At 71.4% G+C, this 18,080-nt stretch carries 15 protein-coding genes and 3 pseudogenes; 7 read left to right on the plus strand and 11 right to left on the minus strand.

The features are described 5' to 3' along the window. Positions 1-79 precede the first annotated feature (79 nt). From OG599_RS00520 to OG599_RS35395, 6 genes and pseudogenes are all read right to left on the minus strand, one after another. On the minus strand, positions 80-391 hold the full coding sequence (locus OG599_RS00520; protein WP_327173882.1) for a hypothetical protein: 312 nt from the start codon (positions 389-391) through the stop codon (positions 80-82). A 140-nt stretch (positions 392-531) separates the two neighbouring features. Further along, positions 532-1,050: a mycothiol transferase gene (locus OG599_RS00525; RefSeq protein ID WP_327173883.1), complete on the minus strand. Its 519-nt coding sequence runs from the start codon at positions 1,048-1,050 to the stop codon at positions 532-534. A 182-nt stretch (positions 1,051-1,232) separates the two neighbouring features. Then, complete coding sequence (locus OG599_RS00530; protein WP_327173884.1) at positions 1,233-1,949, minus strand: DUF4230 domain-containing protein; 717 nt, start codon at positions 1,947-1,949, stop codon at positions 1,233-1,235. Positions 1,950-2,032: 83 nt separating this feature from the next. Next, on the minus strand, positions 2,033-2,548 hold the full coding sequence (locus OG599_RS00535) for a DinB family protein (RefSeq protein WP_327173885.1): 516 nt from the start codon (positions 2,546-2,548) through the stop codon (positions 2,033-2,035). A gap of 51 nt (positions 2,549-2,599) precedes the next feature. After that, entirely contained in the window at positions 2,600-3,385 is a 786-nt protein-coding gene (locus OG599_RS00540) for a DUF4389 domain-containing protein (protein ID WP_327173886.1), read from the minus strand. Between the two features lie 170 nt (positions 3,386-3,555). Continuing rightward, a pseudogene (locus OG599_RS35395) lies at positions 3,556-3,729 on the minus strand (glycoside hydrolase family 48 protein); the annotation flags it as partial. A gap of 606 nt (positions 3,730-4,335) precedes the next feature. On the opposite strand from OG599_RS35395, the pseudogene OG599_RS00545 reads away from it, so the two are divergent. Then, a pseudogene (locus OG599_RS00545) lies at positions 4,336-4,482 on the plus strand (glycoside hydrolase family 6 protein); the annotation flags it as partial. A gap of 214 nt (positions 4,483-4,696) precedes the next feature. Here OG599_RS00545 and OG599_RS00550 read toward each other — a convergent pair. After that, entirely contained in the window at positions 4,697-5,536 is an 840-nt protein-coding gene (locus tag OG599_RS00550) for a VanZ family protein (protein ID WP_327173887.1), read from the minus strand. A gap of 180 nt (positions 5,537-5,716) precedes the next feature. Between OG599_RS00550 and OG599_RS00555 the strand changes: the two genes are divergently transcribed. The 3 genes and pseudogenes from OG599_RS00555 to OG599_RS00565 all read left to right on the plus strand — a co-directional run. Further along, entirely contained in the window at positions 5,717-6,217 is a 501-nt protein-coding gene (locus tag OG599_RS00555; protein WP_327173888.1) for a tetratricopeptide repeat protein, read from the plus strand. 189 nt (positions 6,218-6,406) lie between these two features. Then, complete coding sequence (locus tag OG599_RS00560) at positions 6,407-7,456, plus strand: phosphatidylinositol-specific phospholipase C domain-containing protein (protein ID WP_327173889.1); 1,050 nt, start codon at positions 6,407-6,409, stop codon at positions 7,454-7,456. A 215-nt stretch (positions 7,457-7,671) separates the two neighbouring features. Beyond that, positions 7,672-8,403: pseudogene (locus OG599_RS00565) on the plus strand (YoaK family protein); the annotation flags it as partial. A gap of 243 nt (positions 8,404-8,646) precedes the next feature. On the opposite strand, the gene OG599_RS00570 reads toward OG599_RS00565, so the two are convergent. Both OG599_RS00570 and rpmG read right to left on the minus strand, forming a co-directional pair. Continuing rightward, positions 8,647-8,904, minus strand: coding sequence for a type B 50S ribosomal protein L31 (locus OG599_RS00570; RefSeq protein ID WP_327173891.1), 258 nt, complete (start codon positions 8,902-8,904; stop codon positions 8,647-8,649). A 139-nt stretch (positions 8,905-9,043) separates the two neighbouring features. After that, positions 9,044-9,208, minus strand: coding sequence for a 50S ribosomal protein L33 (rpmG, locus tag OG599_RS00575; RefSeq protein WP_266712731.1), 165 nt, complete (start codon positions 9,206-9,208; stop codon positions 9,044-9,046). A 423-nt stretch (positions 9,209-9,631) separates the two neighbouring features. Between rpmG and OG599_RS00580 the strand changes: the two genes are divergently transcribed. Then, positions 9,632-11,047 carry a PP2C family protein-serine/threonine phosphatase gene (locus OG599_RS00580; protein WP_327173893.1) on the plus strand — a complete coding sequence of 472 codons (1,416 nt, stop codon included), beginning with the start codon at positions 9,632-9,634 and terminating at the stop codon, positions 11,045-11,047. Between the two features lie 97 nt (positions 11,048-11,144). On the opposite strand, the gene OG599_RS00585 is transcribed toward OG599_RS00580, so the two are convergent. Then, entirely contained in the window at positions 11,145-12,635 is a 1,491-nt protein-coding gene (locus tag OG599_RS00585) for a DNA-binding protein NsdB (protein ID WP_327173894.1), read from the minus strand. A 233-nt stretch (positions 12,636-12,868) separates the two neighbouring features. Here OG599_RS00585 and OG599_RS00590 point away from each other — a divergent pair, with 233 nt between their 5' ends. Continuing rightward, complete coding sequence (locus OG599_RS00590; RefSeq protein ID WP_327173896.1) at positions 12,869-14,008, plus strand: aminoglycoside phosphotransferase family protein; 1,140 nt, start codon at positions 12,869-12,871, stop codon at positions 14,006-14,008. Positions 14,009-14,149: 141 nt separating this feature from the next. Here the strand turns inward: OG599_RS00590 and OG599_RS00595 are convergent, their stop codons facing one another. Next, positions 14,150-15,472 carry an N-acetylmuramoyl-L-alanine amidase gene (locus OG599_RS00595; protein ID WP_327173897.1) on the minus strand — a complete coding sequence of 441 codons (1,323 nt, stop codon included), beginning with the start codon at positions 15,470-15,472 and terminating at the stop codon, positions 14,150-14,152. 352 nt (positions 15,473-15,824) lie between these two features. Between OG599_RS00595 and OG599_RS00600 the strand changes: the two genes are divergently transcribed. Beyond that, positions 15,825-18,071: a terpene synthase family protein gene (locus OG599_RS00600; protein ID WP_327173898.1), complete on the plus strand. Its 2,247-nt coding sequence runs from the start codon at positions 15,825-15,827 to the stop codon at positions 18,069-18,071. Positions 18,072-18,080: the final 9 nt, after the last annotated feature.

Raw genomic sequence — 18,080 nt, forward strand, 5'->3', positions numbered from 1 at the left:
CGGTTGAGTGAGCAACTCTAGTGCCGCGGCGGCGTGAACCTCGCCGGTCGCGGCACTGAACGGTGTCCGGTGGACACCCCTATGCGATGGACGGTGGCGCCGGGGCGGGTGCGCCCTGTGGCGAGGGGACCATCGCGCCCGCGCCCGCGCGCACGGCCTCGACCACGCTCTGATGGAAGGTGCGGCTCTCCTCTTCGGAGAAGCACGGAACGGGGCTGCCCGCCATGGTGAACCAATCGGAGGATCCGCTGAACTGCACGGCCACGGCCGCCTGCTCGTCCGACCACGTCGTGTGCACGGTCAGATCCCCGGTCACGATGCCCACCTCGGCGGTGCTCACTCCGCCGGCTCCCGCGAAGACGCCACTGGTTGTCCACGATGCCCAGTTCATGACGTCTCGCCTTTCGACAATGCCAAGCCTGCCTACTGGCTGCTTTCGAGTATGGCACCGTGACCCCGAGCTCGCACCGGTGTGCGACGCCTGGCGTGTGCACGCCTCTGACCTGGTCTTTATGTCGCCCGGACGATCGATCATCCGCGGTGTGCCCGCGCGAGCGCTCCGCGCACGAAGGCGGCCTGGCCGGCGTGCTGGAGGTCGTCCGCCACCACGCTGACGAGCCGGACGCCGAGGGTCACCGGCGGGGACCACGCCTCGTCGACGATCCGGTCCAGCGCCTTGCCGGTGAGTCCGCCGACGAAGGCCAGGGTGCGTTCGTGGACGGCGTCGTGGTAGCCGAGCAGCAGGTCGGCGGAGGCGACCCGCACAGCGCCGACCTCCTTGCCGGTGTGCCCGTATCCGGTCGCGGCCCGGTCGAACGGGAGGTCGAACCGGTCGGCCCAGCCGTCGGTGAACCAGACCTGTTCGCCGCCGTAGGCGTCCGCGACGTGGTCGTCCTGGACACGGGTCAAGTGCCAAACGAGCCAAGCGATGGAGTTGGCCCCCTCATCGGTCCGGGCGTTGAGTTCGTCGGCGGAGAGCCCTTCGGCGGCAGCGTGCACCGCTTCCCGCACCCGGCCGAAGGCATCGGTGAGCAGATCGGATGTGTTCATCCGTCCACTCTGGCAAGCGGGCCGCCCGGGCGCACCACGACCCGGCCACTTTCATCGCACGCGAGTACGACAGGCGTCCCGCCGAGCCGTGCATTGACGACGACAGGGGGACGTCAACGCACGGCTCGGCTCCTCGATGCGGCAGACCCGCGCGCGGAGCGGGTCGGCGTGGGCCGAAGCCGTCAGGAGCCTCCGGGGGCCGCGTAGGTGACGGTGACCTTCGTGAATCCGAGCGAGGTGAGCAGGCCCTTGAGCATGTTCGCGGTGTTCTTCTCGGCCCGCGTGGTGAGGCCGCTCTCCTTCGCCGCCTCCGCGATGTGCTGGGCCGCGAGCTTGTTGACCGCCTGCTCGCTGCCGGGGTTGTCGGAGAAGAAGTCGCCGAGGCGGTCCAGCAGACCGCGCTGCTTGGAGACCGAGTAGGAGCGGTCGGGGTCGAGGGCGGGCTTGCCGAGGACCGCGTGCGGCAGGGTGAGCGTGGCCTCCGTACGGTCGTCGTTGACGACGACGCCGTCCTCGGCGACCTTGCCGAGGTCGACGGAGGCGCCGACGGTCCCGGCGCCGACGTAGAGGGTGCGCGTCCCGCGGATCGCGTCGGGGAGGAACTTGGCGTCCTTCTCCAGGTCGACGACGACCTGGAAGTTGCCGGAGGCGGCTTCGTACGCGCTCATGTCCTGGATCGACTTGAGCACGGCGGGCCCGGACCGGTCGTTGGTCTTCTCGCCGAAGAGGTCGCCCAGGCCCGGCACGAGGCTGAGCCGGGTGCCGGCGAAGAGGAGCGCCAGCACCACGGCGCAGATGCCGAGGGGCTTGACCCAACCCCGCTTCTTCGCGGCCGGGCGGGCGGCGGGCCCGTCGCCGTGCCGCTCGGAGCTGTCTGGTTCCGTACCGGTGGACGTCATGCCCTTCGTCTGACCCGTACGCGCCGGTTCAGTCCGCCCGAGCGCCCCCAACTCCGGCTGCTGCGGCGAGAGTCGTACGGGTTTCAGTCACCGGTCACACCGTCCAGCCGCTCCCGCAGCAGGTCGGCGTGGCCGGCGTGGCGGGCGTACTCGGCGATGAGGTGGACGTGTATCAGCCGAAGTGAGTACGTCTCCCCGCGATGGACGAAGGTGTCGTCGAGGGAAGCGTCGGCGACCGTCTCGTCCGCCAGCCGGATCTCCTCCAGCAGCCGTGCGTAGTCCTCCTGGGCGCGCTCGGGGACGAGGTCCTCGAAGTCGGCGTCCTTGCCTTTGGCCGGGTCGTACATCGGGGGCAGGTCCTGGCCGGCGAACCGCTCGCGGAACCAGGTGCGTTCGACCTTGGCCATGTGCCGTACGAGGCCGAGCAGGCTGAGGTTTGCGGGTTCGGTGGTCTGCCGCGCGAGTTGCTCGCCGGTCAGCCCGGCGCACTTGCGCAGGAGGGCGGCGCGGTAGGAGTGGAGGAACGCGGTGAGGGTCTCGCGCTCCGGGGCGTTCAGCGCGTCGGGGGTGGGGACCGGTTCAGGTGCTGTCCATGCCATCGGGTGATCATGCCTCGCGGCGGACCGGATGGCGACCCTCTTTTCCGGGGGTCACCGGTGCAGCCGGTAGGTGTCCGAGGGCTCGTCGCCGTAAGGGGCGGTGGACCAGGTGACGCTGCTCGCGAGGCCGAGCACGAGGAAGAGGACGACGAACAGCCCGCCCGCCCGGCTCAGGACGAGGGGGCGCGTCGCGGAGCCGGTGCCGAACGGGACGACCGGGAGGCCGTCGTCGCCGAAGAGGCCCTTGGGGTAGGCGGGGGTGAGCATCGACGCGTAGGCCTCGAACCGCATCTGATAGCGCAGGGTGGCCGCGGTGGCTTCGAACAGGGGCTTCGGCATGCGGCCGAGGATCAGGGTGACCAGCCACCAGACGAAGGAGAGGGCGAACCAGCCGGTGACGGCGAGGGCCTGGACGACGAGCGCGGGAACCATCAGGAACAGCCGGAAGAGGACGGCGAGCCGGTTGAGTTCGGTGGGGCGGACCTCGACGCGTACCGGGTAGTCCCCCGGCGGGCTGAAGGAGAAGGGCGGGTAACGGTCCACCAGCAGCATCTCGTTGGCGAGAACGCGCGTCTGGTAACCGAGCCGTCCGGCGAGGAAGCGGAAGACCGGCTCGGGCAGGCGGCCGAGGACGAGCGCCGAGAACCAGCCGACGACGACCATGACGGCCGCGACGATCGAGAGGAAGAAGAGGACGACGAAGTGGGGCAGGAGCAGCAGGAACCGGAGCAGTACGGTGAGCCTGCGCTGCCGCGCGGGCTCCACGACGTCCAGGACGGGCTGGAACTCCGGCACCTCGGGTGAGACGTGGCCCGGGCTCCACTGGCCGTCGGCCATGCGGCTCCTCCTCGGCGGGTACGCGGTGCGCCTCCGGCTCGGTAGACGACACCGCCAACCTGGTGCGGCGCGCCCGCCGGGGCAATCCGCCGGGGTCCGAACGGGTGTCCCCGGCGGGCCAGGGGCGGGCCCGCCGGGGGGTGGAACGGCAGAGGTGCGGGGCGTCCCGTTCAACCCGCACCTCCGCCTGCTCGGGTCACTCTCTCCAGGAGACCGGAATACGCTCCCAGCGCGAGTGCGATGTCGGACCGGGCCCAGAACCGGTGACAGGTGAAGAGCGGGGCGGCTCCGCCGTCCAGGCAGGCCTGCTCCTGCGGCCACTCCAGGTCGTCCTCGGAGAAGGACGGAGGCCGCCTGCGCCTGAGTTCCGGCCACCGCGGTCATCCCCGGGAGAGAAGGAGAGACGTTGCGGGCGCGGTCCATGGCCGGCGTGATCGCACTCCGCCCTTCCGGGGTTTCCCGGATCTCCATGATGCCCACGTACCTCGCGAGCGTCCCGATGGCATGCGCGGTTTCCTCCTGGCGACTCCGACGAGAGTGGGTGGGTGTGCGGTGGGTGTACGGGAATTGAGCACAAGGCCTGAACCAGTGGGAGCGCTCCCAGCATGGGGAGACGGAAAATCGGAGTCAAGAGACTTGAAGAGTCGAATAAATTCGATTGCCTGAGTTCAGAACTGGCCTGTTGACCGACACCAGTTGACGCTCTAGCGTCATCGCCGACCAGTGGGAGCGGTTCCATCAGCCGGCGTGCCGTAGGGGGCACGCCCGGCCGACGGGGTCGCCCGTACACCTCCCTCCGCTTTCCGTTCACACGCGGTACGCGTTCCGCCTGCTCCTCGGAGCAGTTCCCGCCACGGCCGGCCTCGCCGCCGCTCCCGTGGCACGGCTCTTCGGGGGCGGCCCCTCCGTAACGGCGGCCCACGGCGCCGGACCCGTGGCGTTCGTGCTCGAAGGCCGCCGCGACGGCCGAAGGCGCCACGCTCGCCGACGTCCACGGTTTCATCGCCAAGACGGCCAACTACAGCGCCCTGAAGGAGCCGTACTTCACGATCGACGACTCGGTGAACGGCACCTCCGTCCGCCAGTCGAAGTGGGTCGGTCTCGGCGAGCGGCTCTGATCCGCCCCGGGCGCCCTGACCGCCGGACGGAGCACGACAGTCACGGCACAGCAGTACGGCGGAGAGCCACGGCGCGGACCGCGCCGGGCCGGGCGGTGGGCCCGGACCGGCGCGGTCCGCGAGCACGACCCACCGGCTCCGCGGCACCTGACGGGCCGCGGAAACCGCTGGCCGGGACGCCCTACCGCCCCGGTCAGCGGTTGCGGAGCCTCTCCAGCAGTGTGCGCCCTTCCCCGGGACGCGCTACGACGGTGTTCCCGGCATCGGCCGACGCCTTCCCGGGGCGCTTGCCCACGACGGTGCCCGCCTTCCCGGAGCGCTCGTCCGGCGTCTTTCCGGCGCGCTTGCCCCCGGTGGTGGCCGGAGCCTTCGCCAGGCGCCCGTTCCCGTCGGTGGTCCGCGCCTTCGCGGTGGTACGGGACGCACCAGCCCGCGCCGCCGCCACCCTCGCCCTGAGCCCCTTGGTCTCGCCGGGACGTTCGGTGGACCGCCTGCCGGACGCGTCCCCGGCGACCGGGGCGGCCGCCGGAGCGGGCTCGGTCCGGACCGTCGCGAAGGAGTGGTAGTGGTGGCTGATCCGGCGCCCCACGAACAGATAGCCGAGCAGCGCACCGGTGGTGTTGAGGATGACGTCGTCGATGTCGAAGGCGCGGCCCTCCACGACCGCTCCCTGGGCGAGTTCCACGACCACCATGACCACGCCGGTCAGCAGGATCATGCGGAGCATCCGGAGCCGGCGCGGTACGAGGACCGGCAGCAGCACCCCGAAAGGTGCGCCGAGCAGGATGTTTCCGCCCGCCTGTTTGCAGGCCGCGAGGAAGGTGTAGTCCTCGGCGTACTGCCTCAGCGAGCGACCCGGGGTCATGTTCGAATGCGCGATCCCGGCCGACGCGGGTGACGGGGTGAGCGTCACCTTCGCCAGGACGACGGAGAAGGCGACGAGGCCCACGAAGGCCACCACCAGGATGCCGGCGCGCAGCAGCGTGTGCGCCCAACTTCTTTTCCGCACAGCGCGGTTCGCGTCAGCAGTCATGGCCCTCGCATGCCCCCGCCCCGTCCGGTCACACCCCGATCCGGCCACCCCGTCCGACGGGTTCGCCCAGCACGGCGTACCGGCCCCGGCCGCCCGAAGGCCGAGGGGCGCACGGCCCGCCCGGGGCGCCTGCGGGGGGCGCCCGGTCGCGGCCGGGCAACGCCTGCCACGATGGCGTCCATGAACGCACCGAAGAGGGACGAACTGCTCGCCGAGGCCGTACGGCTGCGCACCGAGGGCCGTACGGAGGAGGCCAGGGAACGACTGCTCGCCCTGACCGCGCAATTCCCGGAGGACGCGGAGGTCGCCTATCAGACAGCGTGGGCGCACGACGCCCTCGGCCTGGAGGCCGAGGCGGTGGCGTACTACGAGCGCTGCCTGTCGGGCGGTCACCTCGGCGAGGAGGACCGTCGGGGCGCGCTCGTCGGCCTCGGCAGCACGTACCGGGTGCTCGGCAGGTACGGGCAGGCCGTCGAGACGCTCCGTAAGGGGGTGGCGGAGTTCCCCGACGACGGGGCGCTGCACACCTTCCTGGCGATGGCGCTGTACAACACCGGCGAGCACCACGAGGCGATGGGCCTGCTGCTGAGGCTCGTCGCGTCGACCAGTGAGGACCCGTACGTGAGGCAGTACCGCACCGCCATCGAGCACTACGCGACCGGCCTCGACGGGACGGTGTGACCGGACCGTCGCTTCCGCGCTCCTCCCGGACACCGTCTTCGCCGGTCCGTAGCCGTGGCTGCCGCGCGGACAGCCGGTGCTCCCCGAACGGCCGGTTCGCGTACTCCTGAAGGTCATCCCCTGCTCCTATCGTGCTCCATGTTGACGCGTCCGCATCAACTTCGACGGTCTGGGTGAGGGTGAGGGTCCATGAAGCAGGGATGGCGCCGGTGGGTGACGGCCGCCGCGGCCGGGTTGTTCTGCGTGGCGGTCTCGGCCGGCAGCGCACAGTCCGCCACGGGCCAGGGCGGCAGCTCGTACGGCGCGACGACGGGCGTCGGGGTGCACAACGCGTACGAGAAGTCGACGTTCACCTACTTCGCCGACGCGCTCGACTCCGGGGCGGCGATGCTCGAACTCGACGTGTGGACCAACGCGTTCGGCAGTTCGTGGCGCGTCTCCCACAGCAACCCGCTCGGCAACGACAACAACTGCGAGAACGCCGCGAGCGCCGCCGAGCTGCGCAGCAAGCCCCGCAACCAGAACCTCGCCGGCTGCCTCTCCGACATCCGCGCCTGGCACGACGTCCACCCGGGGCACCGGCCCGTCGTGCTGAAGGTCGAGCTCAAGGACGGATTCCTCGGCACGAGCGGACGCGGTCCTGCCGAACTGGACGCGCTGCTCACGGCGAAGCTCGGCGACGCGCTCTACCGCCCCGCCGACCTCGCGGGCTCCCACGCCACCCTCGACGAGGCCGTCACCTCCGGGGGCTGGCCCACGCGCGACGCGCTGGCGGGCCGTTTCCTGGTGGAGCTGATCCCGGGCACGGTCGAGGAGGGCAACCCGCTCGACACCCTGTGGACGGACCGCGAGTACGCCACGCGGCTGCGTGACCTGGCCGCCGCGGGCCGGCTGCGCGAGGCCTCGGCCTTCCCCGCCGTGCACACGGCGCAGGCCGGCGACCCCCGCACGCGGTACACCGACGCCTCCCTCCGGCCCTGGTTCGTGATCTTCGACGGTGACGCCTCCGCGTACGCGGGCGGCTCCGTCGACACCGCCTGGTACGCCCGCAACCAGTACCTGGTGCTGATGACGGACGCGAACAACGTGGCACCCGCCATCGACGGCACCAACCCGACGCCCGCCGAGGCCCTGGACCGGCTCACCCTCCTCGCGGGGCGGCACGCCAGCATCATCTCGGCGGACTGGCACGCGCTGACCGACGTGCTGTCCACGGTGGTCCCGCGCGCGGCCGGCTGACCGGCCCCCTCGCACACGGCCGTACCCACCCCCGGCGAGTCCCGGAGGGTGCGTACGGCCGTGTGGCGTACGGCGCGCCCCGGCACGCCCGGATGCGGGGATGCGCGGTGTCCGGGCGCAGGCGCGCCGAGAATGCCCGGGTGTCCTCCTCCTCCCCTCCCCCGCCCGGCCCACCGGCCGGGGACGCCCCGGCCGGCCGTACCGCCTGGGCCCTGCTGCTGCTCTCGGGAGCCTCCGGGGCGGCCGACGCGTTCGTCTTCCTCTGCGCGGGGCAGGTCTTCGCGGGGGTGATGACCGGAAACCTCGTGCTGCTGGGCGCCTCGGCGACGGGAGCGGGCGAGGAGGGATCCGCGGCGCACGTGGGCGCCGCGCTGGTGTCGTACGCGGCCGGGGCCGGGTGCGGCGCGCTGATGGCGCGGCGGTGGGGGTGGCCGGTGGCGGCTCTGCTGCTGGTCGAGGTGGTCCTGCTGGGCGCCGCTGCGACAGTGTGGGGGCTGGGACTCGTCACGCCGGGGACGGATCGGACCGGGCTGCTCGCCACCGTGGCGGTGGCCATGGGAATCCAGGGCATGGTCCGGGTGACCCCGACCAACTTCTTCACCGGCACGCTGACCTCGCTGGCGGGCCGGCTGGCGCTCGGCCGGCCGGTCCGGGACGACGTCCGGGCGTTCGGGCGGCTGGCCGCCGTGGTGGCCGGTGCCGCACTGGCCGCCGCGGCGACACGGTGGTGGCCGCCGGGGGCCGCGTCCGTGGCGGTGTTCCCGGCCGTGGGGGCGCTGGTCCTGGAGGCGGCCGGGCGGCCCGGTCGGTCGCGCGGCTGAGCGCTTTCGCGGGGCCGAGCACTTTCGCGGTCTGAACGTTTTCGCGGTCTGAACGCTTTCGCGCCGAGGCGGGCTTCCCCGGACAGGAGAAAGCCCCGGCCGGATCGGGGGAATCCGGCCGGGGCCGTTCATGAGGTACGAGGGGCGGTCGCCTCTCGGCGGGTTGCTCCATGGGGCTTCAGCCGAACGATCTTCCCCATGGGCGAAAGGTGAGGCCCGGGGACACTGTCCCCCTCGCACCACGTATAGGTGAACGATAAACCACTCGCGGGTGTTCCCGGACTCGGGCCTCCCCGGTGTGATCCGGGGCACGGATCCGGCGGACGACGGACCGGGACCGGCCGGCTGCCGGCGATCCCGGCCGGCTCGTCAGTGCCCGGCCGCGACGTCTCCGTAGCGGCGACGGAAGCGGTCGATCCGCCCCGCCGTGTCCAGCACCCGCTGCGTGCCGGTGTAGAACGGGTGGCTCGCCGTGGAGGTCTCGACGTCGATCACCGGATAGTTCCGGCCGTCCTCCCATTCCACGCGCTCGGTCGCGTCGGCGGTCGAGCGGGTCAGGAAGGCGACCCCGGCTACCCGGTCACGGAAGACGACGGAACGGGTGGCGGGGTGGATCTGCTGCTTCATGGGGTGTTCCTTCCCGTGCGGTACGGCGGACAGTGCGGTTCGCAGGCCGTGCGGTTCAGCAGGCCGTGCGGTTCAGGGTGCTGCCAGGTTCATCGGGCCCCCGGCTTCAACCGGCCCCGGTTTCAGCGGGCCCTCGGGTTCAGCGGGCTTCCCGGAAGACCACGTGATGGCCGGCCACCGGGTCGAACTTCCGCAGTTCCAGGCGGTCCGGGTCGTTGCGGCGGTTCTTCCGCGTGACGTAGCTCTGCCCGGTCCCCGCCGTGGACCGGAGGGTGACGACCGGCCTGAGTTCGCTGCGTGCCATGAATGCCTCCTCCGCTGGACGACGCTTCCACCCCTTGTCCGGGATGGGTGTCGTTTTCATTCTGGTCGGACAACACGAGCAACCCGAGCGGCATTCCCGCCCCCGGACGCCCCCTGCCCCCCTGCCCCCCTGCCCCCTGGGCCACCCTTGGATCACCCGCGGAAGGCGCCCGACCCGCAATCGGGACGCACTTCCTCCCCGATGCCCCTCGGTGGACCATTTCACCTCAGACCAACTCCCCATCCACGAATGGGCGTTCGAAGCGCGCTCTCGCGCGTCAGCCGCTGGCATATGCCATACGCAAGAACGCTACGAGTGTCGGCAAACCCCTTACGAGCCCCACTCCGCTGTGTCACAGTCATCCTCGGTTCCTCTCCCGTTCCTCCCCGAGAACCGGCAGCAGCGTCTGTATCGGAGTTCGAGATGCCGTCCCCCCTCTTCGCGGACCGCCCGGCGGTACGACCGTCCGAGCGGGACGCCGTCGACGCGATGATCAACCGAGCACGCCGACTGCGCGGAGACCTGGACTCGGTGTGCCGGGCCGCGGTGGTCATCGACGAGGACGACCCTCACCAGCGCTGGCAGCGCGCGCTCTGCGAGCTCGCCGCCCACCACCTCGACGATCTCGGCGCCCGCCTCGGACAGCTCAGGGAGGGACCTCCCCCGCTGACCACGGACGCCGTTCCGGCCGACGAGGACCAGGGCCCACTGTCGGGCCGGGCGGGCAGCGCCGAGTGGAACCTCCTCAACGACGACGTCGCATGGTCCACCGAGCTCTACGAGATCTTCGGCAGGGACGTCGACGCGGGGCCTCTCTCCCTGGACGAGCTGCCCACCGTCCTCGTCCCCGAGGACCAGCCCCTGCTCACCTCCATGGTGACCAACTGCCTGATCGACGGAAAGCCGATGGACGGCGAGTTCCGCATCCGCCGTCCGGACGGCGGGACGCGGACCCTCCACGCCATGGGTGAGCCGGTGCTGGACCCCGAGGGCCGCACCGTCTCGCTCTGGGCGGTCCTGCGCGACGTCAGCGCGCTGAACGACAGCCGGCAGCTCGAAGTCCGCACCCGCGACACCCTGCACCGGCAGGACGACATCGCGCGGGCCGAGCACCGGATCGCGGTCGAACTGCACCAGGCCGTCCTGCCGTCCCCGCCCGACTCACTGGGACCGGTGCGCGGCGGCGGATCCGGCGCCGTCATGGACGTCGCCGCCCGCCTCCTGCCGTCACGGACGTGCGGCCCGACCGGCGGCGACTGGTACGACGCCATGGCGCTGCCGGACGGCCGGACCCTCCTCACCATCGGCAGCCTCACCGGGCGCGGCATTCCGGCGGCCTCCTCCATGGCCATGGTGCTCGGCGCGCTGCGGGGCATGGCCGTGGCGGGCGTCGAGCCCCGCGCGCTGCTGACCCATCTGAACCAGCTGCTCCAGGCATCGGTCCAGCCGACCCTGGGCAGCGCCCTGTGCGGGCTCTTCGATCCTTCCGCCAACCTCCTGACCTGGGCACAGGCGGGACACCCCGCCCCCCTGCTGTTCCGCGGCGGCTCCGGGGCCCCGCTGCCTCCTCCCGACGGGGTGCTCCTGGGCGCCGCCCCGGGAATCGCCTACGGGCAGGAGACCGCGCGGTTGCTTCCCGGTGACGTGCTCCTGCTGCGCACCGACGGACTGGCCCCGGCCGCGGACCGCGGCGCCGCCCCGGAGAAGCTGCTCGGGCTGTCGCCACGCTTCTCCCGGTCCCGTACGGCAGCCGAATGCGTACGGACCGTCGCCGAGGAGTTCGGCGGGGACGACCGCCCGGTCGAGGGTTGCGTGCTGGTCGCCCGCATCGCCGGCTGACACCCGACAGCCGACGCCCGGCACCTGACACGCGGCGGAACACCCGTCGGACGCACAGGGCGAAGCGTTTCGGAGCGTTGGGCCGGTCGGCGCGGCTTCAGGCCTCGGCCCCCTTCTCCTTCTTCGCCTGGCGGGGCATCACGAGTGCGAGCTCCTCGCGGAGGTCGCGGATCGCGGGGTCGTCGGTGTACGGCGCGGTGAGCTCGTACATCTGCTGCAGCCGGTCCCAGGTGCGGTGCGAGGAGGTCTCCCCCATCGACACCATGGCCCGCCGGGCGTAGGTGTTCCCCTGTTCCGGGTCGCCGGCGATGAAGCACGCCGACGCGAGCGAGATGAAGTCGAAGAGCTTGGAACGCTGACGTCCGTCGTTCCGCATCCCGAGGGCCTTCTTGGCGTGCTGCTGCGCGAGAGCGGCCGCCGAGGGTTCGTGGTCGGCCAGCGTGCGGAACGCGAGCGCCTGCATGCCGTAGAGATCGGCCTCGTCGAACATCTGCATCCAGCTCGGCGCCTCCTCGTCGTTCCGGTCGGAGACGAACAGCTCCTCCGCCTCGCCGAGGGAGCGGCGCATCGCCTGCCCGCGGCCCATCGACGCGTACGCCCACGCGTCAATCGTGTGGAGCATGGCGCGGGTGCGCGGCAGTGCCTCCTCGCCCGCCCCGGAGTGGGCGAGCTTCATCAGATCGAGCGCCTCGTCCGGACGCCCCAGGTGGACCATCTGGCGTGCCGCCCGCGACAGGGCCTCCCCGGCCCGCGGCCGGTCGCCGCCCTCGCGCGCCGCGTGCGCGGCGATGACGAAGTACTTCTGGGCGGTGGGTTCGAGGCCGACGTCGTGCGACATCCAGCCGGCGAGTACGGCGAGGTTGGCCGCGACGCCCCACAGACGCTGCTGAAGGTCTGCGGGATGACGGTACGCCAGCAGGCCTCCCACCTCGTTGAGTTGGCCCACCACCGCCTTGCGCTGGAGTCCGCCGCCGCGCTGGGCGTCCCACTTGCGGAAGATGTCGACCGCGTTCTCCAGGGCGGTGACCTCGGCGGAGCCGATGGGGGCGGTGTCGTACCGGTCGAACCCCGCGGGGTCCGCGTGGAGGGGGGTGTCGGTCCGGGGCGCGTCGGCCGCCGGAGTGGGATCGGAGTGCAGCCAGTCGTTCAGGGCACTGGTGAGGGTGGGGCCGGCGGCGAGCGCGACGCCCGCGCTCACCAGGCCGCGTCGGTTGAGCATGAGGTCCATTCCCGTGAATTCGGTGAGGACCGCCGCCGTCCGTTCGGGCGCCCACGGAACGTCGTCGGGATGCTCGTCCTTCCCGGCGACCCGCCGTTTTCCCGTGCGCCCGCGTCGGCCGAACCCGAGGTCCTCGATGGTCACGACACGGCCGAGCCGCTCGGTGAACAGAGCCGCCAGCACCTCCGGCACAGGATCGCGCGGGGACTCCCCCATGTCGATCCAGCGCCTGACGCGCGAGGTGTCGGTCGCCAGTTGGGAGTGGCCCATGGCCGCCGCCTTCCGGTTCACCATCCTCGCGAGCTCGCCTTTTGACCATCCGGCCATGCCGAACAGATCGGAAAGACGGGTGTTGGGTTCTCCGGTCACGTCAAGCCCCCAGGTTCTCGGCTGAGTTGCACACTAACCCCGAGTCAGATGCGGCGCGCATATTCGCCACCCGTTCGCCAGGGCTCGCTATCTGCACTGCCACCGGCCCCGCGGTGTCAGGTAGGAGTGCGCCACCCCGCCCGGCAGCCCTCGGTACTCCCCAGGGTGCCGGACGGCCGCCGGCCGGGGTGGTGCACGCAACTTGTCGGCGCACGAAGGGATCTGTCTCGCCCATGTACACAGCATCGTCCTCCGTGTCCGCTCCGCCCCGGCCGCTGCGTCCGAGGGGAACCGGAGGCGGACCGTTTCTCGCCCCCCTCTCCGGCGCTCCGGCACCGGGTCTGGGCCGGCCCCGGCGGACGGCGGGCCCGGGAACCCAACCGCTCAGCGGGAGAATCGACTTGTCGGGTCCCCAGGGTGCGCAGGTGCGCATGGCCATCGCCTCCGTGAAGCGCATCTGCCCCGAGTTCAACCCGGTCCAGGTTCTGCGCCGCAGCGGTCGCTCCGTACTGATCGTGGGGATGACCGGACGTACGACCGCGGTGGCGAAGTGTTTACTCGACCACTCGCCGGCCTGGACCGAACGATTCCGGCACGAGATAGCGACGTACCGCTCGTTCGTCCGGCACCGACCGCCGGTCCGGGTGCCCCGGCTGATCGCGGCCGACCCGGAGAACTGCACGCTGGTGATCGAGCGGATGCCCGGACGGGTGGCGGCGTTGACGCGCCACCCCCTGGAGGCACCCCCTCGTACGGATGTGCGCCAGGTGCTCGGCGCGATCCGCCGGGTCAACGAATGGCGGCCGCCGGCCGGTCTCTTCGACGCCCCGCTGGACTACGCCTCGCGGATCTCCCGCTACCACGAGCTGGGGCTCTTCACCGACCGCGACCTGGGCGACCTGCAGAAGCTGCTGCACGGTCTCGCGGTCGCGGGCGGCCGGCAGGGCATGGGCCAGTTCTGCCACGGGGACGCGCTGCTCTCCAACATCCTGCTGTCGCCCACCGGTCCGGTCCTCCTGGACTGGGAGCACGCGGGCTGGTACCTCCCGGGGTACGACCTGGCGACGCTCTGGACGGTGCTGGGTCAGGACGCGGTGGTGGCGCGGCGTGAGATCAGCAAGCTGGCGCAGGCGCGCGGCGCGGACGCCAGGGACGCGTTCCTGGTCAATCTGATGCTGGTGCTGACACGAGAGATCCGTACCTACGAGACGGCCGTCCAGCGGACCATGCGGGAGCCCGGTCCCGCGGGGGCCTCGCACGACCGTCCCGGCACTCTGTCGTCCGGCGAGGAACAGCGGCTGCTGCTGCGCCGGCTGCACGACGACTGCGCCATGGCCCGCCGGGCCGTACGGGCGGCCGTCGGCACACGCTGACCTCGGGCGGGTCCGGGGGTTCCCGGCCCCGCCCCTCAGGGGGAGCGCGCTCGCGGGAGGTGCCGACACACCGGCCCGCGGGCGCGCGGTCATGTCCGGGCGGGCGCGGTCATGTCCGCCCGCCCGGACCGGAGCGCCTCGTCAGCCGACGCGGACCACGTCCACGTCGGTCGCCTTCACGAACCCGACCCGGTGGCCGATCTGGACGGTCAGGTACTTCTGTCCGCCGGCGAAGTAGGTGTGGTCGTACGGGGTCGACGCGTCGATGGTGGGCGCGTAGTAGTAGCCGGTCGGTGCCTCGCCGCCGCCCGGGAACGCCTGTCCCGCCTTGATCGTGTAGACGAGCGGAGAGCCGGTGCGGGGTGTGAAGCCGGCCGGGTACTCGGCCGCGTCCGGGTAGGCGACGCCGTACACGGGAACCTCGGTCCGGCCCGCCTTCGGGCGGACGACGGTGCCCTTCGTGGGGACGGTGACACGTGTACCGGCGGGCGTGCTCAGCCATGCCTTCTGGCCGTACCACCAGATCGCCGTCCAGCCGGGTACCCGCTCGGCGACGACGGCCTGCTGGCTGGCGCTGATCTTGCTGCCCCAGTCGGCGGCGCAGTCGGTGCCGGCCGATCCGTCCGGGTGCAGTCCGGGGTCGGAGAAGAGCGGCGCGTCGGCGGAGGGCTCGGTGCGCAGGGGGACGGCGCTGCTGCCCTGGAGGGGCAGGTCCACGCCCTTCTCGCAGTCGCGGAACTCCTGCTGGTTCTGCGCGAAGTCCGGTGCGACGGTGACGAGTTCGCTCTTCTTGGGGCCGGAGGGCCGGCTCCCCTTCCCGAGGAGGGCCATGAAGCGGTTCCAGTCCCAGTAGGGGCCCGGGTCCCAGTGCATGCTCTTGGTTCCGGCGGCGCTGGTGGGCGGGACGCCGTCGTGGCCGAGGATGTGCTGCCGGTCGAGCGGGATGTCGTACTGCTTGGCGAGGTGGGCGACCAGCTTGGCGGTGGAGCGGTACATCGCGTCGGTGTACCAGGCGGCCCCGTCGGCGGCGAAGCCCTCCTGTTCGATGCCGATGGAGTGGGTGTTGACGTACCAGTTGCCCGCCTGCCAGGCGATGTCCTTGGTCTTGACCATCTGCGTGACGTGCCCGTCCGAGGAGCGGACGACGTAGTGGGCCGAGGTCTTGTTGAGCGGGTTCTGGAAGGTCCTGAGGGTTCCGTCGAAGTCGACCTCGGTGTCGTGCAGCACGATGAACTTGATCGCGTTGGTCTTCGGCCGGTCCGCGGTGTCGTAGTTGCCGTACGTGGCCTTGTCGGCCGGGTCACCGGTCTGCTGGTACGCCGCCGGGACCCAGTCGCAGGCGAGGCTGCGTGGGCACTCGGGACGCACACCTTCGGCCTGGGCGGCCGGGGTGAGCAGGGCGGTGCACAGCGCACCGGCCGCGACCAGCGCGAGCGCGAGCCTGGACCTCTTCTTCGACGTCATGACAACCCTTCTGGGAGCGGGACTTCCTGTGCCGTGGGGCGAGTCGATCTCTCGTACCGTCGTGGCGGCACACTCTCTGGCCCCGGATGACGACACGTCAAGAGCGTTGTGGGGAACGGCGGATGAGCCAGTGGTGCAGACCACTGACAGCCGCCGTGACCTGCGGCGGGCAGGAACGCCCGGAGCGGGTGACGGGTTCCGTTACCGGAGTTTTACTCCACCGGGGAGAGCCCGTGGTGATTATGCGACTTATGACTGCTGTGCGTAGCCCGGATGGCCGAGGGGTAGTGCTGGCGCGCAAGACGGGTCCGCGCGAACGGCGCGCGGAGTCTCCTGGAAAGGCCCGACGCACATGGCACAGCCCTTCTCGTTGCCGGACTTCTACGTCCCGTATCCGGCACGGCTCAGCCCACACCTGGAGGAGGCGCGGCGCCACACCAAGGAGTGGGCGCGCGGCATGGGGATGCTGGAGGGATCCGGCATCTGGGACGAGAAGGACCTCGACGCGCACGACTACGCGCTGTTGTGCGCGTACACCCATCCCGACTGCTCGTCCGAGGCTCTGTCGCTGGTCACCGACTGGTACGTGTGGGTCTTCTTCTTCGACGACCACTTCCTGGAGCTGTTCAAGCGCACTCCTGACCGGGAGGGCGCGAAACGTTACCTCGACCGGCTGCCCGCCTTCATGCCGATGGATCGGGGCGCCCCGACTCCGGAGCCGGTCAACCCGGTCGAGGCGGGGCTCGCGGATCTCTGGGCGCGGACGGTGCCGAGCATGTCGGACGCGTGGCGGGCACGGTTCGCCGAGGCGACGGAGAACCTGCTCAACGAGTCGCTGTGGGAGCTCGCGAACATCAACGAGGGCCGGATCGCCAACCCGGTCGAGTACATCGAGATGCGCCGCAAGGTGGGAGGAGCCCCCTGGTCGGCCGGGCTGGTGGAGTACGCGGCGAACGCCGAGGTCCCCGAGGCGGTGGCCGGCGCCCGGGCCCTTCGGGTCCTGCGCGACGCCTTCTCCGACGGCGTCCACCTGCGCAACGACCTCTTCTCCTACCAGCGCGAGGTGGAGGACGAGGGCGAGAACAGCAACGGCGTGCTGGTGCTGGAGAAGTTCCTCGGCTGCTCCACGCAGGAGGCGGCCGAGGCCGTCAACGACCTGCTCACCTCCCGGCTCCAGCAGTTCGAGAACACGGTCCTGACCGAACTCGGCCCGCTCTGCGCGAGCAAGGGGCTGGGTCCGGCGGAGGCCGCCGCCGTCCTCGCGTACGTGAAGGGGCTCCAGGACTGGCAGTCCGGCGGCCACGAGTGGCATCTGCGCTCCAGCCGCTACATGAACGACGGTGGCGCGGAGGCGACTTCGGGCCGCCTGGGGATGGCGGACACGTTCGGCATGGCGGCAGCGTCGATCCGTTTCACCCCCCGCTCGGAGGCGGCCCGGCTGCGGGGGCACAGCCATGTGCCGCATCAGCGGGTCGGCCCCTCCCTGCTGCCCGACATCCAGCTCCCGTTCACGACCACGCTCAGCCCCCATCTGGACGGGGCGCGTGTGCGGATCGTCGACTGGGCGCGCCGGATGGGGATCCTGGAGGAGCAACCGGGAGTGCCCGGCTCGCACATCTGGGACGAGGACCGGATCATCGCGGTCGATCTCCCGCTCTGCGCGGCGGGCATCCATCCGGACGCCTCGCCCGAGGAGTTGGACCTCTCCTCGGCGTGGCTGGCCTGGGGCACGTACGGCGACGACTGGTTCCCGGTGGTGCACGGGCGCACCCGCGATCTGGCGGGGGCGCGGCTGGCCAACGAGCGGCTGTCGCTCTTCATGCCGCTGGACGGTTCGGCCGCGGGTGTGCCCGAGCCGGTGAACGCGCTGGAGCGCGCGCTCGGGGACCTGTGGGAGCGGACCGCGGGCCCGATGGACGAGGAGGGGCGGCGGGCCTTCCGGTACGCGATCGAGTCGATGACGGAGAGCTGGCTGTGGGAGCTGGCGAACCAGGCGCAGAACCGTATCCCCGACCCGGTGGACTACATCGAGATGCGCCGCATGACCTTCGGGTCCGATCTCACGATGGCCCTGTGCCGGCTGGCGCACGGGAAGAAGGTGCCGCCGGAGATCTACCGCAGCGGTCCGATGCGGTCGCTGGAGAACGCGGCGGCGGACTACGCGGCCCTCCTCAACGACCTGTTCTCGTACCAGAAGGAGATCGAGTACGAGGGCGAGGTGCACAACGGGGTCCTGGTCGTGCAGAACTTCTTCGGCGTCGACTACCCGACCGGGGTGGCGATCATCCACGACCTGATGAACGGGCGTCTGCGGCAGTTCGAGCATGTCGCCGAGGTGGAACTTCCGGTGCTGTACGACGACTTCGCGCTGGACGCGGAGTCCCGGGAGGTGCTCGCCGGCTATGTGCAGGAGCTGCGGCACTGGCTGGCGGGCATCCTGATCTGGCACCGGGACTGCCGCCGGTACCGCGAGGAGGACCTGCGCCGGGAGAGCGCCGCCCGCTCGCCGTGGGGCCGGCTGACCGGTCCGACCGGGTTCGGCACCTCGGCGGCGCGGCTGGCCTCGCTGGTGGCGGCTCCGGCGGGGGCGCGGGGGTAGCGGGGCCCC

The sequence above is a fragment of the Streptomyces sp. NBC_01335 genome, assembly GCF_035953295.1.
Taxonomy (GTDB): Bacteria; Actinomycetota; Actinomycetes; order Streptomycetales; family Streptomycetaceae; genus Streptomyces.

Coding starts and splice junctions, on each gene's coding strand:
- OG599_RS00520 (WP_327173882.1), bottom strand. CDS start 391: ATGAACTGGGCATCGTGGACAACCAGTGGCGTCTTCGCGGGAGCCGGC.
- OG599_RS00525 (WP_327173883.1), bottom strand. CDS start 1,050: ATGAACACATCCGATCTGCTCACCGATGCCTTCGGCCGGGTGCGGGAA.
- OG599_RS00530 (WP_327173884.1), bottom strand. CDS start 1,949: ATGACGTCCACCGGTACGGAACCAGACAGCTCCGAGCGGCACGGCGAC.
- OG599_RS00535 (WP_327173885.1), bottom strand. CDS start 2,548: ATGGCATGGACAGCACCTGAACCGGTCCCCACCCCCGACGCGCTGAAC.
- OG599_RS00540 (WP_327173886.1), bottom strand. CDS start 3,385: ATGGCCGACGGCCAGTGGAGCCCGGGCCACGTCTCACCCGAGGTGCCG.
- OG599_RS00550 (WP_327173887.1), bottom strand. CDS start 5,536: ATGACTGCTGACGCGAACCGCGCTGTGCGGAAAAGAAGTTGGGCGCAC.
- OG599_RS00555 (WP_327173888.1), top strand. CDS start 5,717: ATGAACGCACCGAAGAGGGACGAACTGCTCGCCGAGGCCGTACGGCTG.
- OG599_RS00560 (WP_327173889.1), top strand. CDS start 6,407: ATGAAGCAGGGATGGCGCCGGTGGGTGACGGCCGCCGCGGCCGGGTTG.
- OG599_RS00570 (WP_327173891.1), bottom strand. CDS start 8,904: ATGAAGCAGCAGATCCACCCCGCCACCCGTTCCGTCGTCTTCCGTGAC.
- rpmG (WP_266712731.1), bottom strand. CDS start 9,208: ATGGCACGCAGCGAACTCAGGCCGGTCGTCACCCTCCGGTCCACGGCG.
- OG599_RS00580 (WP_327173893.1), top strand. CDS start 9,632: ATGCCGTCCCCCCTCTTCGCGGACCGCCCGGCGGTACGACCGTCCGAG.
- OG599_RS00590 (WP_327173896.1), top strand. CDS start 12,869: ATGTACACAGCATCGTCCTCCGTGTCCGCTCCGCCCCGGCCGCTGCGT.
- OG599_RS00595 (WP_327173897.1), bottom strand. CDS start 15,472: ATGACGTCGAAGAAGAGGTCCAGGCTCGCGCTCGCGCTGGTCGCGGCC.
- OG599_RS00600 (WP_327173898.1), top strand. CDS start 15,825: ATGGCACAGCCCTTCTCGTTGCCGGACTTCTACGTCCCGTATCCGGCA.